This window comes from Salinibacterium sp. UTAS2018 (assembly GCF_004118935.1).
Classification (GTDB): Bacteria; Actinomycetota; Actinomycetes; order Actinomycetales; family Microbacteriaceae; genus Rhodoglobus.
In genome coordinates this window covers 905,267-928,677 of record NZ_CP035375.1, presented here as the reverse complement: position 1 = coordinate 928,677, position 23,411 = coordinate 905,267, and the positions used below count along the sequence as shown (strand labels likewise).

Annotated in this window: 22 protein-coding genes and 1 pseudogene; 7 read left to right on the top strand and 16 right to left on the bottom strand. The window is 59.5% G+C overall.

Going from position 1 to position 23,411, the window contains the following annotated elements:
- Positions 1-325 precede the first annotated feature (325 nt).
- Complete coding sequence (locus ESZ53_RS04380; RefSeq protein WP_246837380.1) at positions 326-1,213, top strand: TIGR02391 family protein; 888 nt, start codon at positions 326-328, stop codon at positions 1,211-1,213.
- Positions 1,214-1,388: 175 nt separating this feature from the next.
- On the opposite strand, the gene ESZ53_RS04375 is transcribed toward ESZ53_RS04380, so the two are convergent.
- The 3 genes from ESZ53_RS04375 to ESZ53_RS04365 form a co-directional block, all read right to left on the bottom strand.
- On the bottom strand, positions 1,389-2,243 hold the full coding sequence (locus ESZ53_RS04375; RefSeq protein WP_129071710.1) for a DUF4062 domain-containing protein: 855 nt from the start codon (positions 2,241-2,243) through the stop codon (positions 1,389-1,391).
- 380 nt (positions 2,244-2,623) lie between these two features.
- Positions 2,624-4,084 (bottom strand): HNH endonuclease, encoded by a 1,461-nt coding sequence (locus ESZ53_RS14390; RefSeq protein ID WP_210403835.1) that lies wholly within the window; start codon positions 4,082-4,084, stop codon positions 2,624-2,626.
- A 172-nt stretch (positions 4,085-4,256) separates the two neighbouring features.
- Positions 4,257-4,556, bottom strand: a complete 300-nt coding sequence (locus tag ESZ53_RS04365; protein WP_129071709.1) for a thioredoxin family protein — start codon at positions 4,554-4,556, stop codon at positions 4,257-4,259.
- A gap of 160 nt (positions 4,557-4,716) precedes the next feature.
- Here ESZ53_RS04365 and ESZ53_RS04360 point away from each other — a divergent pair, with 160 nt between their 5' ends.
- Positions 4,717-6,021, top strand: a complete 1,305-nt coding sequence (locus tag ESZ53_RS04360) for a Fic family protein (protein WP_129071708.1) — start codon at positions 4,717-4,719, stop codon at positions 6,019-6,021.
- Between the two features lie 156 nt (positions 6,022-6,177).
- On the opposite strand, the pseudogene ESZ53_RS14440 reads toward ESZ53_RS04360, so the two are convergent.
- Both ESZ53_RS14440 and ESZ53_RS04350 read right to left on the bottom strand, forming a co-directional pair.
- Positions 6,178-6,267, bottom strand: a pseudogene (locus ESZ53_RS14440) (globin); the annotation flags it as partial.
- Positions 6,268-6,278: 11 nt separating this feature from the next.
- Positions 6,279-7,634 (bottom strand): NAD(P)/FAD-dependent oxidoreductase, encoded by a 1,356-nt coding sequence (locus ESZ53_RS04350; RefSeq protein WP_129071707.1) that lies wholly within the window; start codon positions 7,632-7,634, stop codon positions 6,279-6,281.
- Between the two features lie 295 nt (positions 7,635-7,929).
- On the opposite strand from ESZ53_RS04350, the gene ESZ53_RS04345 reads away from it, so the two are divergent.
- Positions 7,930-8,277, top strand: coding sequence for a cupin domain-containing protein (locus ESZ53_RS04345; RefSeq protein WP_129071706.1), 348 nt, complete (start codon positions 7,930-7,932; stop codon positions 8,275-8,277).
- Here ESZ53_RS04345 and ESZ53_RS04340 read toward each other — a convergent pair.
- The 3 genes from ESZ53_RS04340 to ESZ53_RS04325 all read right to left on the bottom strand — a co-directional run bounded on the left by ESZ53_RS04340 (position 8,274) and on the right by ESZ53_RS04325 (position 11,914).
- Positions 8,274-9,326, bottom strand: coding sequence for a tellurite resistance/C4-dicarboxylate transporter family protein (locus ESZ53_RS04340; RefSeq protein ID WP_246837421.1), 1,053 nt, complete (start codon positions 9,324-9,326; stop codon positions 8,274-8,276). The genes ESZ53_RS04345 and ESZ53_RS04340 overlap by 4 nt on opposite strands.
- A gap of 5 nt (positions 9,327-9,331) precedes the next feature.
- Complete coding sequence (locus ESZ53_RS04335) at positions 9,332-11,212, bottom strand: molybdopterin-dependent oxidoreductase (protein WP_210403834.1); 1,881 nt, start codon at positions 11,210-11,212, stop codon at positions 9,332-9,334.
- 402 nt (positions 11,213-11,614) lie between these two features.
- Positions 11,615-11,914, bottom strand: coding sequence for a thioredoxin family protein (locus tag ESZ53_RS04325; RefSeq protein ID WP_129071704.1), 300 nt, complete (start codon positions 11,912-11,914; stop codon positions 11,615-11,617).
- A 54-nt stretch (positions 11,915-11,968) separates the two neighbouring features.
- On the opposite strand from ESZ53_RS04325, the gene ESZ53_RS04320 reads away from it, so the two are divergent.
- Both ESZ53_RS04320 and ESZ53_RS14310 read left to right on the top strand, forming a co-directional pair.
- Positions 11,969-12,373, top strand: coding sequence for a heavy metal-responsive transcriptional regulator (locus tag ESZ53_RS04320; RefSeq protein WP_129071703.1), 405 nt, complete (start codon positions 11,969-11,971; stop codon positions 12,371-12,373).
- A 35-nt stretch (positions 12,374-12,408) separates the two neighbouring features.
- Complete coding sequence (locus ESZ53_RS14310) at positions 12,409-12,576, top strand: hypothetical protein (protein ID WP_168187185.1); 168 nt, start codon at positions 12,409-12,411, stop codon at positions 12,574-12,576.
- Here ESZ53_RS14310 and ESZ53_RS04315 read toward each other — a convergent pair.
- Complete coding sequence (locus ESZ53_RS04315; RefSeq protein WP_129071702.1) at positions 12,564-13,043, bottom strand: hypothetical protein; 480 nt, start codon at positions 13,041-13,043, stop codon at positions 12,564-12,566. The genes ESZ53_RS14310 and ESZ53_RS04315 overlap by 13 nt on opposite strands.
- A gap of 170 nt (positions 13,044-13,213) precedes the next feature.
- Here ESZ53_RS04315 and ESZ53_RS14305 point away from each other — a divergent pair, with 170 nt between their 5' ends.
- Both ESZ53_RS14305 and ESZ53_RS14585 read left to right on the top strand, forming a co-directional pair.
- Positions 13,214-13,387 carry an antitoxin VbhA family protein gene (locus ESZ53_RS14305; protein ID WP_168187184.1) on the top strand — a complete coding sequence of 58 codons (174 nt, stop codon included), beginning with the start codon at positions 13,214-13,216 and terminating at the stop codon, positions 13,385-13,387.
- A gap of 128 nt (positions 13,388-13,515) precedes the next feature.
- On the top strand, positions 13,516-13,854 hold the full coding sequence (locus ESZ53_RS14585; protein ID WP_210403868.1) for a Fic family protein: 339 nt from the start codon (positions 13,516-13,518) through the stop codon (positions 13,852-13,854).
- Here the strand turns inward: ESZ53_RS14585 and ESZ53_RS04305 are convergent.
- The 7 genes from ESZ53_RS04305 to pepN all read right to left on the bottom strand — a co-directional run bounded on the left by ESZ53_RS04305 (position 13,820) and on the right by pepN (position 23,395).
- Positions 13,820-14,320, bottom strand: coding sequence for a hypothetical protein (locus tag ESZ53_RS04305; protein ID WP_129071701.1), 501 nt, complete (start codon positions 14,318-14,320; stop codon positions 13,820-13,822). The two genes, ESZ53_RS14585 and ESZ53_RS04305, sit on opposite strands and share 35 nt — an antisense overlap.
- Positions 14,321-14,494: 174 nt before the next feature.
- Positions 14,495-14,962, bottom strand: coding sequence for a hypothetical protein (locus ESZ53_RS04300; RefSeq protein WP_129071700.1), 468 nt, complete (start codon positions 14,960-14,962; stop codon positions 14,495-14,497).
- A gap of 29 nt (positions 14,963-14,991) precedes the next feature.
- Complete coding sequence (locus ESZ53_RS04295; RefSeq protein ID WP_129071699.1) at positions 14,992-15,414, bottom strand: hypothetical protein; 423 nt, start codon at positions 15,412-15,414, stop codon at positions 14,992-14,994.
- Between the two features lie 402 nt (positions 15,415-15,816).
- Entirely contained in the window at positions 15,817-18,699 is a 2,883-nt protein-coding gene (locus tag ESZ53_RS04290) for an AfsR/SARP family transcriptional regulator (protein WP_129071698.1), read from the bottom strand.
- A 570-nt stretch (positions 18,700-19,269) separates the two neighbouring features.
- Positions 19,270-19,641: a globin gene (locus ESZ53_RS04285; protein WP_129073490.1), complete on the bottom strand. Its 372-nt coding sequence runs from the start codon at positions 19,639-19,641 to the stop codon at positions 19,270-19,272.
- A gap of 146 nt (positions 19,642-19,787) precedes the next feature.
- Complete coding sequence (locus ESZ53_RS04280) at positions 19,788-20,777, bottom strand: mechanosensitive ion channel family protein (RefSeq protein WP_129071697.1); 990 nt, start codon at positions 20,775-20,777, stop codon at positions 19,788-19,790.
- 77 nt (positions 20,778-20,854) lie between these two features.
- Complete coding sequence (pepN, locus tag ESZ53_RS04275) at positions 20,855-23,395, bottom strand: aminopeptidase N (RefSeq protein ID WP_129071696.1); 2,541 nt, start codon at positions 23,393-23,395, stop codon at positions 20,855-20,857.
- Positions 23,396-23,411 lie beyond the last annotated feature (16 nt).

The window sequence follows — 23,411 nt, the reverse complement described above, 5'->3', positions numbered from 1 at the left end:
CCAAGAGGTTCTCGTGCCAAGTCCCAATGTGCGCCATTTCGGACAGGACCTCACACGCCAGGGCATGACTCGGGATGAGCAAGAGCCCGCCGTCTCAATTGCTGAGCAGCGCCGCACCTCGGTTTTTGCCCTCGCCGCTTCCTGTCCTTTTTTAGTCTGGGTGTAAGACCACTTGTTTTCAGCGACTCGGTAATTTACCCCCCCTGCCCGCAAAGGTGACGGTGTTTGCGTAATCGCTCGGAATGGCCTGGGTGCGTTAGATAATCGGCTTCCGATGGATACCTAACGGTCACTTCCGCCATAGGCTGAGTCGATCAAGGATCGCGTGTCCAGCCGCGCGATCACTTATGGGGAGGGGGCGACGTTGAGCGAGTACGGCGAGGATTACCTACGGCGGCCACGCGAAGCCGTCCAGTGTTTTGAAACCGCCTTTGACACGTGGATGAAAACTCAACAGGAATCTAACCACATGTCTTCACGAGGTCTTCTCCCAACCGTTTGGACAAAAGACAACCAAGATCCCGGCCTCGTGCGCAGCCTCGAACTGGACGTCGCAGAAGCCGCAGGATTGGCTGCTCGGGCAGTTGCGGTGACCGGTGCATACATTGCAGTTGCTGGATTCGGCCTCATCGACCCAATTTCTAACTGGTCGTTGATGTCCTCACCAAAGGCTCCGCTCGCGCCTCGCGATATTCGGATGGCAGCCGCGAATATAAAAGGTCGATTGGAAGCAATGCTCATCGATGCGCGCGCCTCAGCGGATTCAAGCCTGCCAAGCTTCGCTCCCGCTCAGCTTCATCCTGTCGTTTGGTCAGGTGCGGCAGCGCATTGGACGGCCCATCAGTACCGGGTAGCAGTAAGGGAATCGGCGGAAGGTCTGACGGTCCACTGGAAAACGAAGCTGAAGCGCAATGATGTAGATGACACCGTGTTCTGGCAGCAGAGCTTGTCGCCGGGCGCGCCCACCTGTGGCAAACCGAAGCTGACCTGGCCGGGCAGCGCTGATGACAAGACCGTCAAGAGCATGCGCGGAGGCCTCGAACCACTTGCGGAGGCATCGAACGGCTTGGCCACCGGACTAAACCTCACAGTGCGAAACGTGACCACTCACACTCGCGACGAATTCACCGAGCAGCAAGCGATGGAGCGTCTTGCAGCCTACAGCTTTCTGGCGCATTTGCTGGATCAGTGCACCATCGAGCGTGCAGAGTAGGAACATGCCCGCTGAAGGATCTGCTGGAGGGTGACACGGTGCCATATAGACGCTGCCGTTTTTTTCTGCAACTCACGTGTCAGACATGGCGGGCTTTGGTGTTTCTGCTCTGCTCTTGGGAACCGGAAGCCGAGACTGCTCCCGAAGGGCCACCGTTCGTTCGTGGGGTTTTGAGCTAGATGTGGAAGTCTTTCGACTTCTCTTCACCGTCTTCAACCCAGGTGACGCGCACGATTCGTTGAGCTCCTGCGACCAGCATTAGTTCGATCCCAATGCGGCGCGTCTGACCCTTGTGAACGATCGTGGGCTCGTCGTCGGCACCGATCCAGAACCCGCCGTGTTCGCCAGCGGTTTGGAACGTCACGCCTTCGGCGTCGGTAGTCCCGACGTTTGTGACATCGATCCATCGACGTGTGGCATTCTTCGGCACCCCCTTCGAGTTGTACTTGACGTACGCCTCTGACCCGGGCTGAACCTCGAACTCTACTGAGGGCTTGGCTGTCGCCGCTGCGACCGGACCGTCGAGTGCCATCGATGCGAGGTCGTGCTCTATCGCCTTCCAAACCTCGTGTTCCAACTGGCTGGGATTGCTGAACTCGCCATATAACCCGGCTGTCTGAATCTGCTCTTTGAAGACACGCAGGCCTTCAAGCTGTTTCGTATCGACGTCATACGGGAGCGGTTCGGTCGAGAAATAAACGTGAACGGGTTTGCCGCCGTCCGAAGCCTTGCCGATCTCCTCGACCGTGCCGGATACGGCGTCGGCCGTAGGTGATCCTAGGCGACTCCCGAACAGGGCAATCACTACGTCCGCGCTATCGAGTCCTTGCGCATTGATGAGCGCCTGGGGATGGCCTCCAAGCACAGGGACGGCTGACGTTTCCCAACGCCACGGGTGAAGTATCACTCCCTTCTTGGCAGCATTCGCATCGTTCCAGCCGTGGACGGCTTTCTCAACGGCATTGCGAGCCTCAGGTACATCGGACGGGGAGGCAATCATCACGCGGACTACAGTGGCGGCGAAGGGCATACCCCGACGCTACCGGATACGGGAGTCATCCTCGATCACAACTGACGACACTAACGCGAACGGCACCCAATACCAGAAGACGCTGGATGGCTCAGTCGGACGAGTCCAGGCTGGTGTGTGTGTGTGTGTGTGTGTGTGTGTGTGTGTGTGGCAAAGGGCTTCGCGCCGAGAATCACTAAGTCGATGGCTATCGAGCGCGGTCTTTAAGACCTGCACCACGTTGAGAAGCGGGGCGTCTCGTTGACACTTCAAAACGAGGTTGAAGCAAGAGGTCTCCACACTGGAAATTAGTGCGCCCCTGGGAGCAATTTGAGTAGACAAGGAGGCGTAGTCGGAGGATTGCCCCAAGCAACTGAACAGGTTTCGGACTTGCTATTCGTTCAGTACCCAAGCTCAATTCGTCGCGCTAGCTTCGCAGGGTCAGGTTCACTCACTGCAGGTTTAGCTATTTCCACGTCATCGATCTTTCTCAGCTCGGCTTTGAGGATCGGGTCGTTCTTGACTTTGCCCCAGCGGACCAAAGTGCGCCCGTTGGGAGTAATTTCGAGGAAGCCCGAGTCAAAGGCGCGATCGACAAAGGTCGATAGGCAGATGCCGTTGGTGGGGTCGGTGCGAATCTTCTTATCATCGCTCCATGGAACGATATGGGACGCCACCAAGAACGCGGGCGTCCTGATGCCCGTGACGGCGCATTCTCCGCCGTAGTTAGACTTCACGGCCTTTGAGAAGACACGCTGGGCACTCCCGCGTACCTTGGTCGTTCCAGTCTGATCCTCAACGCGATACACCCCATTATCGAAGTCTCTTTGAATCGCAGCAGTCAGCTTCGGGTCAGCGGCTGCAGCCTCGGCGAGCTGGTCGTTTAGGACACCGCGAACAATTGTGGGCTCAAAGCTGAACCAGCCGTTACCGTCGAAGTGAATGGTGTCCGCTACGCGTCGATGTACCCATTTAGTGTTATCTGAAAATTCTGACTCACCCTTGAAAACTCCAAGGAACGCGTAATAGTTGGGGCCTGGTCGGGACTTCATGTGGCCGAAGGTGAATACATATTCCCGAAGTTGCTTCGACTCCATCACATCTGCGTACTCGCCCCCGAGAACAGGAACCATGGTGATCGTGTCGCCGCTGGGGGAGATTGTGTTGGCCCAGTCCTTGTTCTCGTACATCTTCGGGAACCAGACTTCTGTGGTGTCATCGAGCCGTATCGTCGCTCTTTGGTGGCCTTTGAAATTATGGCCGAAGAGCTTCGCAACTTGTACGTGGGTGCTAAACGGAACGAGGTCGTTCACCGATAGACGGCCGTACTTGATTAGATCTTCGAGCCAGACAGCGTCGGCACTGGGTAGGAGGCTATTGCGGCGCCGGACTGTAACCTGCGGGGTGAGCGTCGGCTGTCCGCCATCTTCCGGCAGATCTTTGGCGTAACGCTTGTAGCAGAGCAGCCTGTGCTCGGCAGCCAAATCGTCAACATCCGAAGCTGTGCTTTCTGCTCTGAACCGAGGCGCCCCCTCGTACCCTGGCCCCATGGACCCGTCGGCACGGATGCAGAGCGATGTCAGCGGCGGCTCTTCAGCTTCAGCTGCACGTTGCGCTGCGATCTCAAGAACATCGCCAATCCAATATTTGATTAGCTGATCAGTTTTGATGCCCGTTCTGCTTTGCAAGAGCAGCGCGAGTTTCTTGTAGGTAATCGTGCCGTTGTATTGCTGGGCAACTTCTTTGAGTGTCTCGTAAGCCACAGGTGCCCACAGCGCTAGCGTCTCGGCAGCGGCAACTTCAGTGCCATCAGATCGTGAATACATGGGCCCAGTATGGCGTGTGGTGAGGCCGTTCTTCATATGGAGTGCGATCGTGTTCGCGAGTTCGGCATATTCGTGGCTGAGAAGGTAGTCGCCTACGGTGCGGTCGGTGCTCTTGTCGACCAGAACCCTTGCTGCTCCGATCATTTCACCAAAGCGTTAGTCGGAAAACCAGTCGCATATGTTTGGGAATCGCATGCCAACGTAGCGGCTACGAACTCCGCAGCTTCTCTCGCAACTGGTCGACAGTGGGCGCGCCGGCAAAGCCATCCGGGGTGATGTAACGGCGGCAGGCGAGCCCGACCGGGGCATCCGGCTGGGCAAAGGGATCCACGCCATCGAAGAGGATGCTCGGCGACCCGCGGAACCCCACGCGCTCAGCTTCTTCAACCGTGTCGACCAGGTGTCGCGACACCGTGATCTCCGGGAACTCTTGTACGAGTTCGGTGATGTGCTGGTCGGCAACCTTCCAGTTGGGGCAGCCCTCGAAGTATTGCAGCGTGATCTCCATGCCTTCACGGTAACCCTTGAAGTGTGCGTGAAGCTGAAACGCTGACGAACGCCGCGGCCGAACGCAGAAATCACGAACGTGACGGCGAACATCTAATATCACCTTTAAAGCGGCTAAAGTTGATTTAGCGCACCAGCCACCCACATTAGGAGCAGTTCTCATGGCCTTCTCCGTCGACCTGCGCTGGAACCCTCAGGATGCCGCACACCTCAGTCGCAAAGACCGAGCGCCCGGCCGCTACCGCGCGTACGTGCCCGGCGAACTGGGGGAGCAGCTTCCTCAACTCGGCCAAGAAGCGCAGCAAGCGGCAGAGGATGCGCTCGCGGTGCTCGCCCGCGCCGACGAGAGAATCGGTGCTCGTGGCGGGTACCTCAACCACCTGCTGATCCGCTCCGAGAGCATCTCCTCATCCTGGATCGAAGGCAACCGGATCACCCCCAAGAAGCTTGCGATCGCAGAGTTACTTCAGCACGGCACTCGTGTTGCCTTGGATGTTGTGGCCAACGTTCGCGCCACGGAAGAAGCAATCGCCTCCCTCGCCGACCGAGAACGCCCCGTCACGACGGCTGACCTTGAACAGCTGCAGCACGTGATCGAACCCGGGCTGGATGCGGGATTGCGTACCGAACAAAACTGGGTGGGCGGATCCGGCTGGAGTCCGCTCCGCGCCGACTTCGTGCCCCCGCCGGAATCCGAAGTGCGACGGCTCGTCGACGATCTCAGTCGTTTCGTGACCGCAACCCACGGAAACCCTGTGGTGCGCGCGGCGATCGCCCATGCGCAATTCGAAACCATCCACCCCTTTATTGACGGCAATGGCCGAACCGGGCGTGCCCTCATCCACACCGTTCTTCGCCGCACGGATGCTCTCAGAAACACCCTCATCCCCATCAGCACTGTCTTCGCCGGCGACGTCAACGACTATGTAGCCGGGCTCACCGCGTTCCGAGAAGATCCACCACGCCTGGATGACTGGATCATCGCATTCGCTAACGCCGCCGAGCTCGCCGCAGCAAATGCAGTGCGGCTCTCCGACGACATCGCGGCGGTCGATGATGAAATCCGGAACGCGCTGGTGCGATATCGACAAGCCGAAGGTGTCTCGCCGGCAACGCCCCGCCGCGATGCCGTCGTTCTGCGCATTCTCGACGCGCTAGCTACGGAGCCAGTTCTCACGATCGAAACGGTCGCAGCGCGGCACCAAGTTTCTCCCGCCGCGGCGCACCGAGCACTCGTGCAACTCGCAGAAGCTGGCATCCTCGGCCGCAACAAGGACCACAAAGGCAAGCTGATTTGCTGGACCGCCGACCGGCACCTAGCGCTCGTCGCGCTCACCGAACGCAGCAACCAAGTCGGCGGGGGAGACACTGAACACCAACGCCCGCGCCGCGGCCCGGACGCGCCAGACCCCAGACAGACCGGGTTGCTACGAGGGAACGTGAAGGATGACGCGACTCCCGAATGAAGGCGCCCATCGATCAGAACTCCTAAATCTCGGTGAGCTCGTCCGAGAGCAGCACTGTGTCCGGAAGACCGCGCAGATCGAGAACCTCTTCAATCACGTCGGCGGGCTGTTTCCGCGAGACGACATCTCGACCCCCCTGTATCCCAACGGATATGCCGCGATCCACGCATCCGGGTTAACCGTGAAGGGAATTTGGCGCATGCGCAGGCGGGGGTGCCCGCGTTCCTGGCTGCCCGTGTTCGGGCCGCTTCACCGCCTCAGACCATCGACCCCAGATCTGACCCGGTCGACGGGTACGCGGCAGTTGTCGACTTGATTTGGCGCGTGGTGAGACCGTTCTTCATGGCGAGAGCGATGGTGTTCGCGAGTTCGGCATAGTCGTGGCCGAGGAGGTGGGCGCCGATGATGCGGTCGGTGCTCTTGTCGACCAGAATCTTTGTCGCACCGGTCGTTTCACCAATGCGGTAGTTGGAGAACCATCCGCTCGTGTCGGTAAATCGCACGTCAACGTCGAGTCCGCTCTCCTTGGCCACGTGCTCGAGCATGCCGACCCTGACGAGCTCCGGAATGGTGAACACCGCAGTGGGAATGGCGCTGTAATCCGGTGTCGCCGAATTCGGCTTCAACATGTTGGATGCCGCGATCTTCGCCTCGAACACCGCTACCGGTGTCAGCGGCATCCCTGGGGTATCTGCAGCATCGCCAGCCGCATACACGTCAGGGTTCGTGGTGCTCTGAAGGTGCTCCGAAACTTGGATGCCGCGAGGGCCGAACGCGACATTGGCTGCTTCGAGATTCAATCGACTGAGGTCTGCGGTGCGCCCGGCACCATGCACGACAAGATCGACATCCAGCGTGGATTCTGTGCCGCCCTGTTGGGTCGTGACCCGGAATCCTTGGGCGAGTTTCTCGACGCTCGCAATGGTCGTTTCGCGCTGCACCGCAACGCCAGCGCTTTCGCCTCGCTTGAGCAAGAGTTCGACGAGGTCGGGGTCGAAACCCTTCAGCGGAATGCGGCCGCGGTCGATAACGACCGGGGTGCTTCCCGCGCGGGCAGCGATGTGCGCAAACTCGAACGACACGAAGCCACCGCCGATGAACGCTATCCGGCGCGGAAGCTCGGGGAGGTTGAGAAAGCCGGTGCTGTCGGTGAGGTGCTCGTGGCCGGGAAAGTCCAGCTCGCGGGGCACCGCACCGGTAGCGATCAAGAACTTATTCGCCTGAAACTTCGTGCCGTCGATCTCGATGTGGTTGTTGTCGATGAACGTCGCGATCCCGTGCAGGGTGTCAACGCCGGCCGCCTTGAGGCCCTTCTCCATGCTCTCGGGCACCGGATCGGTGAAGCCGTGCTTGTGCTGCATGAGGTCAGCCCAATTGACGCTGAGGTCATCCGCGTTGATTCCTTTGTCGGCGAAGAGGCGGGCAGAGTCGACGATCTCTGCAGCGCGCCGAAGGATCTTCTTGGGGTCGCATCCACGAAGCGCACACGTGCCGCCGTAGGGGAGTGCATCCACGATTCCGACGCGGCACCCGCGCGACGCCGTCTTCTTCGCGGCCGCAATGCCGGCCATTCCGGCGCCGATGACGAGCAGGTCATAGTTGTTGTCAGTCATGGGGAATCCTTTGGTTGGGGAGAAAACGTTTGATTTGCGAGTGCGGGCAGCAACCGAGTCGGTGCCTCCGAGGGGCTGCCGAGGGCTAGAAGCTGTTCAGCTTGTCTCGCAGCTGTTCAACACTCGGCGAAGCCGTCGCAGTAGGGCAGTGTGATCTCCATACCTTCACGGTAAACCCTGAAGTCCGGTTGAAGGTCAAGGGCTAGTCTTGCCGGATACTTGTGGGTGGGGTCGCAGATCGCCCTCTCCTGCCGGACTCCGAAGCAACAACGATTGATAATCAGGAGGTCTTCTCGTGCAGAAAGTGTCATTGATCGCGTTGGCTCGGCATCACCTAGACCAAGCCAAGCGGGCATCCAGTGGTCGCAGCTCGGAGACCGTGTTTGGCGGGCATGAACATCACCTGCGGCAGACCCTCATTGCGCTGCGCGCCGGGGAATCATTGTCCGAACACGAGAACCCTAGCGAAGCGACTGTGCATGTCCTTGTAGGGCGAGTGTTGTTGCGTGTGGGGTCCGCGCAGTGGAACGGTTCACCGGGCGATCTTCTGACGATCCCGGATGCCCGGCATGCCCTCGATGCGGTCGAAGACAGCGTCATCGTGCTGACGGTGAGCACACCGCAGACTCGCACGACCGCCTAAACACGGGCAGCACCCGGCGGTCGGTCATGGCCTTCGTCGCGTCGGAGCGATTGTGAGGCCGTGTATGCAGCGAGCACGAGGACGGCAAACCAGGCGAGCACGGCGATGACGACCCCGACTCGGCCGACGTCGATCATGAAGGTCAGCCCGGTCGCGGTGCCGAAAGTGATGCTGGCGGTGGCGTACATGCCAAGCGGGAACACGATGCTCCACAAGGCGGTGGTGTAGCGGAGGGGCACGTGGTGGGTGATGTGGCGCCAGAAGCCGAAGATGATCAGGAATGGTATCCACCAAGTCCCGACCGCCCAGAAGAGATACCCGAAACCCGATACAGTCCCTGCTGTGGCCGCCAAGATTGGAAGGGTCCCGGGGAGCTCAAGGATATGTGCGGCGGCGAGAACCGTGATCGCGGTAGCGCCCATCAAGATCCAATAGGTCGGTGAGAACGTCGCCGGGTCGCTTCGGACCGTGAGCAACTGGTGCACGATCAGCGTTGTGAGGATCACATATAACGACACCCCGACGCCCCAGAGGGCAACCGCGACACTGGCCAGAAAGTTGCTCGCAAACACGGCGGCGGCAAGGCTAGCGACAATCGCGAAGGATTGGGTGCCGACAACCCACAGCAACCACGAACCATCGACGCGCACTGATTCAGGTGCGTGGCGTGATCGAAAAAAGAACCCAGTGTGGATGCCGTAAGTCAGGGCCAACCAGACCGGAACACTCAGTGCCCCCAGCACGGCAGCCGCCCACAGATATCCACCAGCGGCCAACCGCACCGCAACGACCCCGAGTCCGGCGACGACGGTGAAAAATCCGAACGCCCGCCCCGGGTTCCGCAAATCTGCCAGAACGTCACGCGGGCGGAACACGATCCGAGCGAAGCTGAACACGGTCAGCACGATAAGTCCGGTGATGGCGATGACCAAGAAGGCGACGGACAGCGCTCTCCAGCCGATGAGGTTCAGTGCAGTAGAAATTATGCCCGTAGCCATCACGAAGGAGAACGCAGCGGGCGGCATCCGACCCGCTGCGTCTCGCAGCACTGTAGTCAAATGGATTGGCTGTATCCGAAGAACTCGTGGTCGTTGTTGTAGCCGCCAAGCCCTCCACCGACGTCAGAGAAGTGCTCGACGAACTCGATCCCTTTCAGCCATTTCACCATTTTGAAGCCGAGTTCAATCTCGTTGCGGAGCCGCAGGGGAGCGCCGTGGCCGAAATCAAGCGTCTCGTCGTTCATGTCGTAGGCGAGCATCGTCAAGTGGTGACTCATCTGCTCGATGGGCTGCGCGTCGTAGTACAGGCCGCCGTCGGGGCCGAGAGCGTGGGAATAGAAGATCACCCATTTCGCCTCGGGGGCCGGCTGCACGACATCCATCAGGGTTTGCATGGACACACCGCCCCATTTCGCGACCCCAGACCAGCCCTGAATACAGAAATGTTGAGTGATCTGTTCATGATGCGCCAACGACCGCAACTGGGTGAGGTTCAAATCGACAGGGTTTTTCACCAGCCCGTTGACGCGGAGGGTGTAGTCCTGGAAATCGTTGGCCTGGAGGGCAAGGTATTCGGCACCGTCCGGATACTTTCCGTTGTGCCAGAAATACGGCGATATGTCTTTTTCGGTGTACTGGCCCGGTTTGGCATCGATGTGTTCGAAGAGGCGCTGAGCGGGCCCAATCAGGGCATAACCGACCCGTTGCACCACACGCGGATGCCGATACGTGAACGGGGTCGCTGCCACCCACGCAACGATCAACACAACGAGCGATGCTGAGAAGATTGCGAATCCCCACCATGACTCGTCGTCGCGGCCGGCGAACATGTGGTTCAGGTTCCGCAACGCGCCGGTGGTCAAGACGAGGGTGACGTGCACGACGATGAACAGCACGAACCATGCAAGAACCACGAAATGCACCGACCGAGCAAACTGAATACTGAAGACAGAACTGATCCGAGTAAACCGGGTAGAAAGAGCCGGCGACATTCCCAGACCTGTCACCAGTGCCAAGGGTGCCGCGATAAACACAGTGATGAAATAGGCGATGAGTTGCAGCCCGTTGTAGTTCGTCCAGCCCGACTCCACAGGCCAATCTAAGGAGAGGTACTGGATGCCGACGGAGATCGCGTTCGGGATTACATCCCAGTGCAACGGCACCAAGCGCAGCCACTGCCCGGTGGTGAAAATGAGGATGTAGAACACGATCCCGTTGACCAGCCACAGCGTGTCGACGCCAAGATGCCACCACCGCGCCAAGCCGATCGAATGCCGGCGGCCAGGAAGCCCGACACCATCGGGGAGTGTGATGGAGTCCTCCTTTGCGGTGTACAGCGGGGCCGGTGGCACGGGCTTCTGGATTCGAAACCAGTCCTCACCTGGCGTGGAATGTCGAGTCCAGTAGAGGCGCGGATGGTCAGAGAGAATCGTGAGCCCCGACCGGATGATGAACAGCATGAGAAACAGATTCAAGAAATGCTGCCACTGCAGCCATGCTGGAAAGCCGACTGGAGCCCCCTCCGGCAACTCTGACAGGCCCGGATACTCCAGGATGAATGCCTGCACACCGGCCGTCTCCCGCAGACCCTTCGCGATAGCGATCGCGATGATCAGCAAAGCCACCCCGATCGGGATCAGCCAGAGCAAGTTGAACCACTTTGTTCGACCGATCCGGATGCGGGGAGCGACCCCGAACTGCGGCTGAACGCCGCCCGCCCAATCGTCGCCGACAGTGTGATGGTGCTCGGAATCAAGTTCCGAGCGAAAACTGGGAAAGTGGCCGCCAGTATCTGCTGGGTCGTGTGGTGTCTCGGTCATGGTGGACTCCGTGTCCGCTCGGTCAAACACCACCGGATGCGTGTTGACGCGTGCTGATACTTGCTGATGCGTAATGCCTGATGCGTGATGCCTGAAGGCTGAAACCGACCGCGTCACAAGTCGAGCTTGGGGTTCTGGACACATCTTTGAAAAGAAACGATGTGTTCGACAGCCCGACGCGGAAACGACGACGAAAATCGTGGGCACGAGAGACCTGACGGTGGCGAAGACGTTGAGCGTCAAACCGAAAATCACTTGCGCGAGGTCTAGGCGCCAGTAACCTCACTCTAGTGCAGAGGCTAAGAGGCGGCGGTGCGCACCACGATCAGCGGCTACTCCTCGAACGTGTTGACTATGGCGTGCGCGGCACGGTCGAGGTGCGCCCAGATTTCGGCGTCGTAGAGCGGCGGTAGTTCGAGGGCATTCCGCACAGAGAGAATCCCTTTGGTGCGGGGAGAGCGTTCGATTAGGGAGAGTCGGCAGGATGTGACGTGGTGCGTCGGGAGGCCGACCTGCGGGCTACAGGCTGCGCAACTTCTCTCTCAGCTGGTCAACAGTGGGTGCGCCGGCAAAGCCAGCCGGGGTGATGTAGCGGCGGCACGCGAGCCCGACCGGGGCATCCGTCTGGGCAAAGGGATCCACACCATCGAAGAGGATGCTCGGTGACCCGCGGAACCCCACACGCTCAGCTTCGTCGACGCTGTCGACTAGGTGTCGCGACACCGTGATTTGCGGGAACTCTTGTACGAGTTCGGTGATGTGCTGATCGGCAACCTTCCAGTTGGGGCAGCCCTCGAAGTATTGCAGCGTGATTTCCATACCTTCACCGTAAACCTTGAAGTGCACTTGAAGGTCAAGCGTTAGTCTTGCCCGATGCTTATTGGAGAAGTCGCCGACCGTCTGGATGTGCCGCGCCACACGATCCGTTTTTACGAAAAGCAAGGGCTTCTGCCCGAGCCTCAGCGGCAAGGCAACGGGTATCGCGACTACGATCCCGCCGTTGTCGACCGAGTCACGTTCATTCGCAACAGCCAAGCGGCGGGGCTCACGCTGTCGGAGATCATGAGCGTCCTGTCGCTGCGGGATGCCGGCGAAGCACCCTGCACCCACGTCTCAAGCTTGCTCGAACACAAACTAGACGGCGTGCAGGAGCGCCTGAAAGACCTGGCGGCGCTCGAAGCGGAGCTGAAGCAACTCATCCACGAGGCTCAAGATCGTGACCCGGCCAACTGCACCGAGGCGGAGATCTGCACCATCATCCCGGGCGCACAGCGCTAGTGGAGTTTCTCTTACTTTTTCCGTAGGGTGGGCGGATGATTGGTCAAATCGGAATCATAGGAATCGTCTTCAACGTAGTTTTCTTTGCCGCAGTACTTGTGCTCGTTGTGCTGGCTATCTGGGCTCTGGTGCTGTCGATCAAGGCGTTGCAGAAGTACCTAGGGCAGCCGAACGCGACGGGCTCGGTTGATCAGAACTCGTAAATCTCGGTGAGCTCATCCGACAGCAGCACTGTGTGAGGAAGATCGCGCAGATCGTCGGCGTCAACCGAGATGCCCCTGAGTTGAGCGGCCTCGGCGTACGCTTCCCACGGAAACGAATCAGGATTCGCGGCGTCATCGTTGCGCACGAGATCGAGAACCTCAGTGATCACGTCGGCTGCGGGCTGCTTCCACGAAACGACGTCGCCACCCCCGTGTCGGGAGGTGACTACGCCGCGATCCATATCGAGACGGATCATAGAATCGTCCGAAAGCCGCAGATGCTGCGTCATCTTCATGTTCATGTGCGGCCGCGTATTTTCCGGAACCGGATCACCAAGTTCGCAGATGATGACGAGACCGGTCACCGACAGTGTGCAAATGTCGAACAGTAGACGTTCCGCGCGCTCACTGTGCGCCGCTCCGCTCCCGATTGGCGCGTAACTGCCCTGCTCATCGCTATCTGTCATCGTAGGTAGAAGCTTATGTCTTCCTCGGGTTCGCAATCTGCCGGATGGTCTGGACGAAAAGGCCCGAGAGTGCAAGGAATGGGCCGGGAAAACTCAGTGCAATTCGGCACTACACCCAACCGTTATTCGAGTACGTCGGGTACAATTTTCACTAGGAGTAGCGGCAAAAAATGACCATCACAGAAGTGCGTGCGCCGTACGTTGAGGCCGCAAGTCACAGCGGCGAGATCGAGGGTCTGACCGTGTCAGAAGCCACTCGCGCTGACGCTGATTCCTACGTCGCCGGCACCATCGATGCTGACGAGCTAGTTGACCGCGTCCGTGCCCGGTATGGGCTCAACTGATTTTGTAGACCCCTACCTGATTTCAAGGACCACGGTTCTCCGCAATCTTGTCGGCGCAGCAACGAGCGCTGAACTGGCTGCCGAGGAAGCTGACCTCGCGTTCGCTCGTGCAACGCAGCTACTGAACGATCCAGTTCGAATTAGCGGCAGCACATTGCTTCCAAGACCTTGCTGATGACGAGCACCTCAGGGGACTTGAACGTGAGGCATTCGTCGAGCGGCTGGCTTTTCACTACGAGAAGATCAACTACGTGAATCCGTTTCGAGAAGGCAACGGACGAACGCAAAGAGTGTTCTGGAATCGGGTCGCTCTCGAAGCCGGCTGGCAACTAGATTGGTGCCCCGTGCATGGCGAAGAGAACCATCCCGCAGCACCCGCTGGCTCTGACGACGACGGTCTGTTGCCCTTGATCAAACGGTTCATCCCTGCTACTAGTCCGCAGTATCTTCGAAGACCTGATAGGTGACGCGCTGGTCATCTTCGTCGGCATACGCGCTAACAGTGATCTGGTAGGCGTCGTTGGAGAACATGCCCATGATCAGGTAGGAGTCACTCCACAGGGTCTCTTCGAACCCCGCCTCAACAATCATCTTCCGCGCGGCTTTGACCGACGATTTTGCGTCATCGACGATGAAAGTTACCGTCCATGTTTGTTGGCCATCGATCGTGAGGCCAACTGCCGATTCAATCTTTCCCTCGATAATCGGGACCTCGTCCGGAAAGTCCTGGGGCATCGTCCCGTCGGCTTCGATGTCAATATCGCTCCCCGTGGCTCCTTCAATAAGCTTTTCTGCGCCCTCTTCAGCGATGCCACTGCCGATCTTGTCAGTTAGCTGGTCAATGGGGTTGGCAAAGCACCCGCTGAGCGACAGAGTTGTCGCCAGAGCTACCGCGACGATTGTGGACTTGGTGAAGGTGGTGTGTGTTGTCATAGCTGCCGGCGGGCCGGACCCTCTTTTCTCATTGTTGATTGCTGATCCTGTAGTGCGCGGCGCCGCCTTCAATTTCCGAACCAACGGCAGCGCCAGTAGCTTCCAGCACACCATCTGGCGCTCACAACTCGCTCACACAAGGCTGATCCGGCTATGAAAGCTGCAGGTGGTCGCTCACAGGCAAGCGGACGAAGTCACAAGCTTGTTGCTGACGCTCTTGATGGCGGACTGTACGTCGTCGGTGTCGAGAATCGCATCGACCTCTCCGGCTTCGAGACCGACTGCGCTGAGCGCCGCATCATGATAGGTCTGGTAATCCGCCCGTACAGGGTCAGGCAGCCGGTCTGCGTATGGGGTGGTGTCACTGAAGATATCCGCGACAACTTCTTCGGTCAGAGGGGCTTGTTCAGCCTGCAAGCGCAACCCCGCTTCAACAAGACCGACCGTGCTAAATGCCGAAAGACAGTCTTTGTCAATTTCTGATTCTTCCTCCGCAGCTTCGGACTCAGGAGCGGACTGACTAGCGGTGCGTTCGCTGTCACCATTCGAGACAGTTCCCGTTGCGCATCCGCTGAGGGCGATGCCTAAACCGAGCACGAGCGCTAAGGACCAGGGGGCGAGTGAATACTGTTTGTTCTTCATCGTTGCCTTTCTAGGAACTGATTTGGTGCTCACTGCGTGCGCAGGGTGTAGTGAATGCTGGTGTCGGCATCGGTCGAGCGCTCGGGGCCGACAACGACAACGAGGGAGTATCCAGGCTTCTGGGCCCTACTGATGGTGTTGGAGCCTTCCACCGATCTCTCGATAAGTTCCCAATCTGAGTCCTCGAACTGATCTCTGACGACCATATTGACGATGGTCAGTGCGTGACCGGTGACGTACTCACCCACGAAAAACTGATCGGTTCCCGTGACGGCGGCCACCTCGAGCGCACACGGATAGAACGGAACATCGAGAGTGGAAAGGTTCTGGGGGATCGGCACCTCATCGGTGAACTCGGTGTCACCGCAGGCCACGGTGCCGCCGAGGTCTTGCGACTTCAGCTCGGGGTCAGCCAGAACCTCAGCATCATCGCTCGAAGCGTCAGGACTCACCGACGTGGCCGATCCTGACGGGCTTGACGCATCAGACGACGCGCGGTCGCCCGATGCACATGCCGCGCTGCTGAGTATGACTACGGTCCCGAGGACGAGGCCCCGCCACAAGGCTCCGGCTGAAGATCGACGCATGATGCCCTTCACTATTCGTCCGCGAACAAATGCTGATCCTCAAGGCAACCCGATGCCACTCACATTCGGCTCACACTTTATTGCCCCTAGGCAGCACCGACCGGCGTGAGCCGAATGTGAGCGTCGGCTGGTGGAGTGTCAGATGGTGTCGCTCATCAGCGGACAGCGCTTCACAGAATCCCACCGCAGCAGCATCTTAAAGAACGCGGCCATCGTGTCGCAATCGAGAGCAAGGAAGCACTCAACTGGACGATTAACATCGCTGGATCAAGTAACCCACGAGACCAGAGCAGGCTTTTCGGTGAGCAACTGCGCGACGGCGGAACGCTGATGTTTCAGCCGGTCAGGCAGATCCTCAGCGCCGGAACTCGCGATCAAGGACACCCAAGTATCCGCCGCGGTTGCTACGAGCCCCAGTTCATGTGCCTCGCGAGCAATCTTGTTGAGTTCGATCGCGTCCCCAGCGACAGTTGCTTCACCGTGACGCAAGAGCAGGGTGAGTAGACCGCCGCCAGCAATAGCATGTGCCTCGCCTAGAACCACCACAGCGTCGTCCATTTTGCAGCCTATACGGATCGCGCAATGCGCAAGCATTCCAGCAAAGTAGGTGTGCTGTGCCCAGAGCAACCACTGTGCCGTCTCCACTAGAGCGCGTGCCGCCTCTTCGCGATGCCCTTCGGCGCAGGCGATTCGGGCCTCAGCCCAAGCGCGGAGCATTACAACTTTGGGGTCGCTGGACGCCGCCGTGGGGATGCGATCGAACATTACTCGCGACTCCGCGCCAGGGTGCCCTGCGGCCAGAGCGCTTGCCGCAGTGAGTGCTTGTGCAGCGGGGAGGAGACCGGTCGTATCACGCCATTCGAGGTGCCCGACGGCAGACAAAGCAAGTGCGTGCGCCTGCGACGCATCCCCGGAAAGCAACTCGCTGAAACCGAGCGCGTACTCCCACTGCCCCAGCGACTCAAGGGCACGGGTGCTCGCCTCAACGATCTTCTGCCGAAGTCGATGCTGAGCCGCAACAACGTCACCCGAGTTGGACAAAGCCATAATCTCGGTAAGGGCGATGAGGGCAGCGCCACCGGGAACCAAATCGATGGTTTCTTCGGGAATCTGGTGAAGTTGCGTGAGTGCCCGATGAGTTTCATCAAGCGGGCCTGTGATCACTCCCGAAACGCCGACGATCATCAGCCCCGAAGCATCCGCGACATCGGAGGTTATCGCGGGAGGCGGCGTAACCTCGCCGCCCATCCCTGCCACCGCAGACCAGCGCATCCGGCCGCGGTGAAGTTGAGCTAGTTCGCCCGGCGCTTCGACCACGCCGAGCGCTCGTTCGATGATTTCTAGTGCGCTCCTTGGGTCCTGGAGTCGAAGACCGCTGTGCTGCGCATGAGCCAACGCGACGGCCGTGATGTCAGCCTCGGAAGCAGCGTAACGGTGTGCGTTGCCAAAATGAGCGTCAGCAGCATCCAACATTCTTAGTGCCGAAACCGCGAGTCCGGCGAGCCTGTACGCGTGAACATTCTTGGGATCCTGTGTGATCACGGCTTCGAGGGCTCGGAGGGCGAGACGTTCATCGAACGCTCCAAGGGCCATTTCGGCAAGCGCCATTGTCGCAGGGATATCTATAGGGTCGCCAAGATCGAGCGCCAGAATATGAGCACGGAGTTGCGCCCGTGGCATGTCTGAGGCTAAATCGCTCTTCAGAACTTGCACAACTTCGCGGGTGAAGTCATTCCACAAAGCTTTCGAGAATCGGGCGCGAAGAACCTCAGACTCCAGTGGATTCTTGAGGCGCCACCGCCCACCATCGGACAACACCAGCACATCTGCGCGCGCCAGAATACGTCGCTGCGTAGCCCCCAGAGCCTCACCGGGATATTCGCCGGCGATAGCCACTAGCGCCGCGGCTTCCACACTTGCATCCTCGAGCCCGTTGAACCGCGCGCCGACCAGTTGTGCTAGTCGAGGCGACGGGACGGGATTTCCCCGCAGTTCCCAGCAGTGTTCGGTCTGTACTAATAGCCCGTCCGTCAGCGAACCGGCGATGATCTCACGCACATGAAAAGGGTTACCCGCGGCGGCGTCGAGGATGCTCAGCCGGGAGTCAGGCGTCAGAGGTCCTCCGGTGATACCGACGGCCAGTTCGTAGGCCTCCACGTCGCTCAGCTTCTGGACTGAGACCTCAGTGAGTTCGCCGCTGTCGTACAGAGTTCGTATCTCGGCCGGAGCATCGGTCAGGCTCCGCGTGACCAAGATCGTCGGGACACGAGAGGTGCTGATGAGTTGCGTAACGACGAAGAGGGACGACTCATCTAACAGATTCACATTGTCGACGAGCAGAACCGTAGTTGATCGGTGACGAGTGAAAGAATCGATCAAGGCGGCAGGCGTTCTCCATCCCTCTGAGAAGGAACCCGCAGTACCGGCAAAAACTCCGAGCGGTATCGAACGGCTGAGCGTGCTTGCGGACAAAAATGGTGCCAGACAGTGCTGAGCCTCGAATCGTGCCCGAACTGCCCGGAGCAGATGGGTCTTCCCGATTCCTGCAGGTCCGGTGACAATCAATGCTCGGTGCTGCTTCACTAAAGTCGCGAGCGTATCCGTGTCATTCGAGCTCAAAGTCACGCCTATGGAGGGAGGTCGCCCGAGTTCCCTGTTGATAGGTGAGAAGACCGGCGTTGCTACCGGGAGGCGCAAGAGCGATTCTGACGGCTGTTCTTGTAAAATACGCACATGCAGCTGCCCAAGTTCGCCACTAGGCTCCACACCGAGCCGATCGGTGGACATCGCGCGGGCGCGCGCAAACACGTCGAGAGCCTCTTGCGCGCGACCACGTCGATACAGTGCAGTCATCAACTGACCCCAGTGCCGCTCAAGCAGGGGACTCTCCTCGACCAGCGCGGCGAGTTCAGGAATAGCAGTGGATTCGCGGCCAAGTGAAAGATCGATATCGATGCGATCTGCCAGCGCCGAAGCCCGCAATTTCTCAAGTCGTGCTGATTCTGCCTGAAGCGCCGAAGATTCTGGTAAATCAGCGAAAGCGGCCCCGCGCCATAGCTCGAGCGCCTCGTGAAAACGTTCAGATGCCTGGACGAGACCACCGTCGGCGAGAAGCCAGCCGCCTTCTTCCGTCAGATTCTCGAAACGCATTGTGTCAGTGTGAAAACCTGTCGGAGCAAGACTGTAACCCCCGTTAACGAACCCAATATCGAGCGAAGGAAGAGCTGACCTTAACCGAGACACGCGCGCTTGTAACGCATGAGCAGGATCACGAGGAGCAGTCTCATCCCACAAATCGCCGCACAATCGGGATGGAGAAAGAGGGCGGCCTCGAGCAACGACCAGCTGAGCGAGAAGTGCTTGCTGCTTGGCTCCACCGAGACGGAAACTGTGCCCATCCCGATGAACTTCTACCGGCCCGAGAACGAGGATATCCAGCATCAGCACACCCCCAACCGTCGCGCGTGAGATCAGGCTAGCAAAGTTCAACTGCCCTTAGGCGGAAAGGTGGTGGCGACCGTGCTGATGGGAATAAGTTGTACTGATTTAGCTGGTGGAACGGGGCTCGCGCCGTCGACAATGCTTGTCTTTTGACCGGCATCGTAGGATCGCCGGCCAGATGTGTCGAAAGCCCCGTGGTGCGCCGTTTTTCTTCCGCCGTTTCCGGCTGAGGATCACACAGGCGGCCTCGACCTCGATTGGCCCACTCCTTAGCAGCGGCTATTCCTCAAACGTGTTGACCATGGCGTGCGCGGCACGGTCGAGGTACGCCCAGATTTCGGCGTCGTAGAGCGGCGGCAATTCGAGGGTGTCGAGAGCTACCCGCATGTGGTGCAACCAGCGGTCGCGGGCATCCGGGTTCACCTTGAAGGGCATGTGGCGCTGGCGCAGGCGGGGGTGTCCACGTTCTTGGCTGTACGTGTTCGGGCCGCCCCAATACTGTTCCAGAAAACCTGTCAGCCGCTGGATCGCGCCCTCAAGGTCGGGCTGCTCCGGGTACATCGGCAGCAGCACCTCATCGGTCGCGACGCCGACATAGAACTCGCGCACGAGCTTCTCGAAGGTGGCGCGGCCACCGATGAGTTCCCACATCGAATCGGCCGGAGCATCCGGAGTCACCGCCGGCTTCGCAATAATACGAATCTTCGGGCGCTTCGCGGGCTCAGCCGCGTTCGCAGTCTCGGCCACGTTCGCGGCACCGGCCACGCCCTCAGGCTCGGCTACATTCTCAGCGTCGGTCATTTCTTGGGCTTCTCCTCGCCAAAGTTCACGGGCACCGGGCGCGTGCGGGGCGGTCGTGCACCGCGCACACTCGCAGCACCATCGAACCCACTCAACACGATCGAGTTCAATGCGGGAAGTTTGACACCCGCCTCATCCAAATCCTTCTTCAAACGAGCCCGCAGCTCGCGAGCAACATCATCCTTCGTCGCGGATGCCGTCTTCACCACCAGACGAACAACCACCGCCTCCGAGGAAATAGATTCGATCCCCCAAATCTCGGGCTGCTCCAAGATGCGAGTCGTCCATTTGGGAGTCTTATAGAGGTCAACCGCGGTCTTCAGAATGCGCTCCTGCACGGCATCCACATCCGACTCATACGGCACAGCAAGATCGATGATCACGCGCGCCCAACCCTGCGACATATTGCCGACACGGGTAATTTCGCCGTTGCGCACAAACCAGAGGGTGCCGTTCACATCGCGAACCTGAGTGGTGCGGATGTCGACCGACTCGACAACACCCACAGCCGGCCCGAGGTCAACAATGTCGCCAACGCCCAACTGATCCTCGGCCACCATGAACAGCCCGTTCAGCACGTCTTTGACCACGTTTTGGGCACCGAAACCGAGACCGGCACCGGTCGCGGCCGTGATGAGAGCGAAGGCGCCCGTTGCGTTCGGCGCGAAGAGATCGAAGAGCAACAGCAGTACAACGATCACGATGGCAACCGTGATGAGGCTGGAGAGAACTCCGCCGAGGGTGCGGGTGCGTTGAACAACGCGCACAGCCGCCAGGGGAGAGGTCAGAAGAACTTGAGTGTCGTGGATGTTCTCTTTGTGCTTCACGCCGTTCACCACGCGGTCGACGACGCGCTTGATCACGAACAACAAAATGAAGCGCAACACCCATGCGCCAGCGATGATGACGATGCCTTTGAGCAGTGGTGAGTTCTCGTAGAACGCGCGCACCGCAGCCCACAAGCCGCCCAGAGTGAAATCTTCCATGCTGGGAGCCTAGCGAGCGACTGCTGAATAGTCGCCGCTAGGCTCCCGCACGACCACCCGAAGGTGGCTGAAAGGGGTTAGGAGTTGTCGCGAGCCTGAACTACCAGCGCACGCTCAACCCCTGCAAGGTTTTCCACGATGATGCGGCGCAGGGCTGGAACATCGGGGTTTGCCTCGAGCCAGGCGTTCGTGGCATCCACGAGTCCCTGGTTGGCCAACGGTGCCGGGTAGAGGCCACGGATGACCGTCTCGGCAATCGCGTAGCTGCGGTTCTTCCACACATCGTTGATCGCCTCAAAGTACGGAGCCACAAAAGCTTCCAGCACTGCGGGGTCGTTCACGTGGGTGTAGCCCATGGTCACGTTGCGCACGATCGCGTTCGGCGACTTGTCGCTATCAACGAGTGACGCGAAAGCGGCACGCTTGCCCGCCTCCGTGGCGATAGCAGCGCGAACGCGGGCCGCAGCCTGCTGGCCGCTGGCCGTCTTGTCGTTAGCGAGTGCCTCATCCACTTCGGTATCTCCGGCAGCACCGTTGATAACGAGGCCTTCGAGGAGTTCCCACGCCAGGTCGGTGTCGATTTCGAGACCATCGAGAGCCGTGGAACCACTGCGCAGCGCCCGAAGCACCGTAACGTGTTCTTCGGTCGAAGCAACGCTCGCGAAGTACTTCACGAACTGGAACTGAGCATCCGAACCCGCTTCAGCGCTCTGAGACAAAGCCCACAACGTGTTGCCGATCTTCTCGATCGTGGCCGCACGACGCTCCGGAGCAACGTACTGCTTAGCAACCAGAACCAGCTGCGCAAGAGTGGTGCGAATCGTGGTCGACTCGGTCTCCGACGCAATGTTGCCGAGAACCAGGGCAACATAATCGCTGGCCGGAGTCTCAGAATCACGAGCAGCATCCCACGCGGCACCCCACACGATGGCGCGAGCCAGCGGGTTAGTGATGTCGGAGAGGTGCTTCATGGCCACAGCCAGTGACGCGTCATCGAGGCGGATCTTCGCGTAGGCGAGGTCGTCATCGTTGATCAGGATGAGGTCGGGGCGCTTCGTGCCGACGAGCTCGGGAACCTCCGTGCGCTCACCCTCAACATCGATTTCGATGCGGTGGTGGCGAACAAGCTTGCCGTCCTGCTGCGAGTAGTAACCGATAGCGAGACGGTGCGGGCGAATCGTGGGGTAGTCCTCGGTGGCGGTCTGAACGATCGCGAAGCTTTCGACGGTTCCGTCTTCGGCGGTCACGACATCCGGACGCAACGTGTTCACACCAGCGGTCTCAAGCCAGAGCTTGCTCCACTCCATGAGCTCGCGGCCACTGGTCTTCTCCAGCTCCACCAACAAATCCTTCAGCTCAGTGTTGCCGTACTCGTGCTTCTTGAAGTACGCGGCGACACCGGCCATGAACGCTTCGAGGCCAACCCAGGCAACGAGCTGCTTGAGAATCGAGCCACCCTTGGCGTAGGTGATGCCGTCGAAGTTGACGAGAACATCATCGAGGTCGTTGATCGAGGCGTAGACGGGGTGGGTCGAGGGAAGCTGGTCCTGCTTGTAGGCCCAGCTCTTCTCCATGGCGGCGAACGTGGTCCACGCTTCGGTCCACTCGGTAGCTTCCGCGGTGGCGATGGTCGATGCCCACTCGGCGAATGACTCGTTGAGCCAGAGGTCGTTCCACCACTTCATGGTGACGAGGTCGCCGAACCACATGTGAGCCAGTTCGTGCAGGATCGTGACAACGCGACGTTCCTTGATGGCGTCGGTCACCTTTGAGCGGAACACGTAGGTCTCGGTGAACGTGACAGCGCCGGCGTTCTCCATGGCACCCGCGTTGAACTCGGGTACGAACATCTGGTCGTACTTCTCGAAGGGGTACGGGTACTGAAAGTGCTTTTCGAAGTACTCGAAGCCCTGCTTGGTCTTTTCGAAAATGTAGTCAGCATCGAGGTACTCGCTCAGCGACGCACGCGTGAAGATTCCGAGGGGGATGACGCGGCCGTCGCTCGAGGTGAGCTCGTCGCGAACCTCGGCATACGGGCCCGCCACGATCGCGGTGATGTAGCTCGACATGATCTGAGTGGGCGGGAACTCCCATGTGGCATTCTCGCCATCCACTACCGGTGTGGGCGTGGGGGAGTTGCTGATCAGGGCCCAGCGTGCCGGTGCCGTCACCGTGAATTGGAACGTGGCCTTGAGGTCAGGCTGCTCGAACACCGCGAAGACGCGACGCGAATCGGGCACCTCGAATTGCGAGTAGAGGTACACCTCGTCGTCAACGGGGTCAACGAAGCGGTGCAGGCCCTCACCGGTGTTGGTGTATTCGGCATCCGCTACAACCTCAAGAACGTTGTTCTTAGCAAGGTTGTCGAGCTGGATGCGCACACCATCGTTCACAGCAGCAACATCAAGAGCGGTGCCGTTGAGCGTGACCGAATCAACCGTGCGGGTGATCGAATCAATGAAAGTGGATGCGCCAGCAGTGGCAGTAAAGCGAACAGTCGTGCTGCTCTTAAACGTCTCAGGACCCGTAGTGAGGTCAAGCGCAATCTCATAGCTGTCAACGTTGACAATCGCTTTACGTTCTTGCGCTTCAACTCGGGTGAGGTTCTCTCCGGGCACGTACAACTCCTTCGTG

Excerpts from the sequence above, each read along its gene's own strand:
- ESZ53_RS04375 (WP_129071710.1), bottom strand. The coding sequence starts at position 2,243 with ATGCCCTTCGCCGCCACTGTAGTCCGCGTGATGATTGCCTCCCCGTCC.
- ESZ53_RS14390 (WP_210403835.1), bottom strand. The coding sequence starts at position 4,084 with ATGAAGAACGGCCTCACCACACGCCATACTGGGCCCATGTATTCACGA.
- ESZ53_RS04365 (WP_129071709.1), bottom strand. The coding sequence starts at position 4,556 with ATGGAGATCACGCTGCAATACTTCGAGGGCTGCCCCAACTGGAAGGTT.
- ESZ53_RS04360 (WP_129071708.1), top strand. The coding sequence starts at position 4,717 with ATGGCCTTCTCCGTCGACCTGCGCTGGAACCCTCAGGATGCCGCACAC.
- ESZ53_RS04350 (WP_129071707.1), bottom strand. The coding sequence starts at position 7,634 with ATGACTGACAACAACTATGACCTGCTCGTCATCGGCGCCGGAATGGCC.
- ESZ53_RS04325 (WP_129071704.1), bottom strand. The coding sequence starts at position 11,914 with ATGGAAATCACGCTGCAATACTTCGAGGGCTGCCCCAACTGGAAGGTT.
- ESZ53_RS04320 (WP_129071703.1), top strand. The coding sequence starts at position 11,969 with ATGCTTATTGGAGAAGTCGCCGACCGTCTGGATGTGCCGCGCCACACG.
- ESZ53_RS14310 (WP_168187185.1), top strand. The coding sequence starts at position 12,409 with ATGATTGGTCAAATCGGAATCATAGGAATCGTCTTCAACGTAGTTTTC.
- ESZ53_RS04315 (WP_129071702.1), bottom strand. The coding sequence starts at position 13,043 with ATGACAGATAGCGATGAGCAGGGCAGTTACGCGCCAATCGGGAGCGGA.
- ESZ53_RS14305 (WP_168187184.1), top strand. The coding sequence starts at position 13,214 with ATGACCATCACAGAAGTGCGTGCGCCGTACGTTGAGGCCGCAAGTCAC.
- ESZ53_RS04305 (WP_129071701.1), bottom strand. The coding sequence starts at position 14,320 with ATGACAACACACACCACCTTCACCAAGTCCACAATCGTCGCGGTAGCT.
- ESZ53_RS04300 (WP_129071700.1), bottom strand. The coding sequence starts at position 14,962 with ATGAAGAACAAACAGTATTCACTCGCCCCCTGGTCCTTAGCGCTCGTG.
- ESZ53_RS04290 (WP_129071698.1), bottom strand. The coding sequence starts at position 18,699 with ATGCGTTTCGAGAATCTGACGGAAGAAGGCGGCTGGCTTCTCGCCGAC.
- ESZ53_RS04285 (WP_129073490.1), bottom strand. The coding sequence starts at position 19,641 with ATGTGGGAACTCATCGGTGGCCGCGCCACCTTCGAGAAGCTCGTGCGC.
- ESZ53_RS04280 (WP_129071697.1), bottom strand. The coding sequence starts at position 20,777 with ATGGAAGATTTCACTCTGGGCGGCTTGTGGGCTGCGGTGCGCGCGTTC.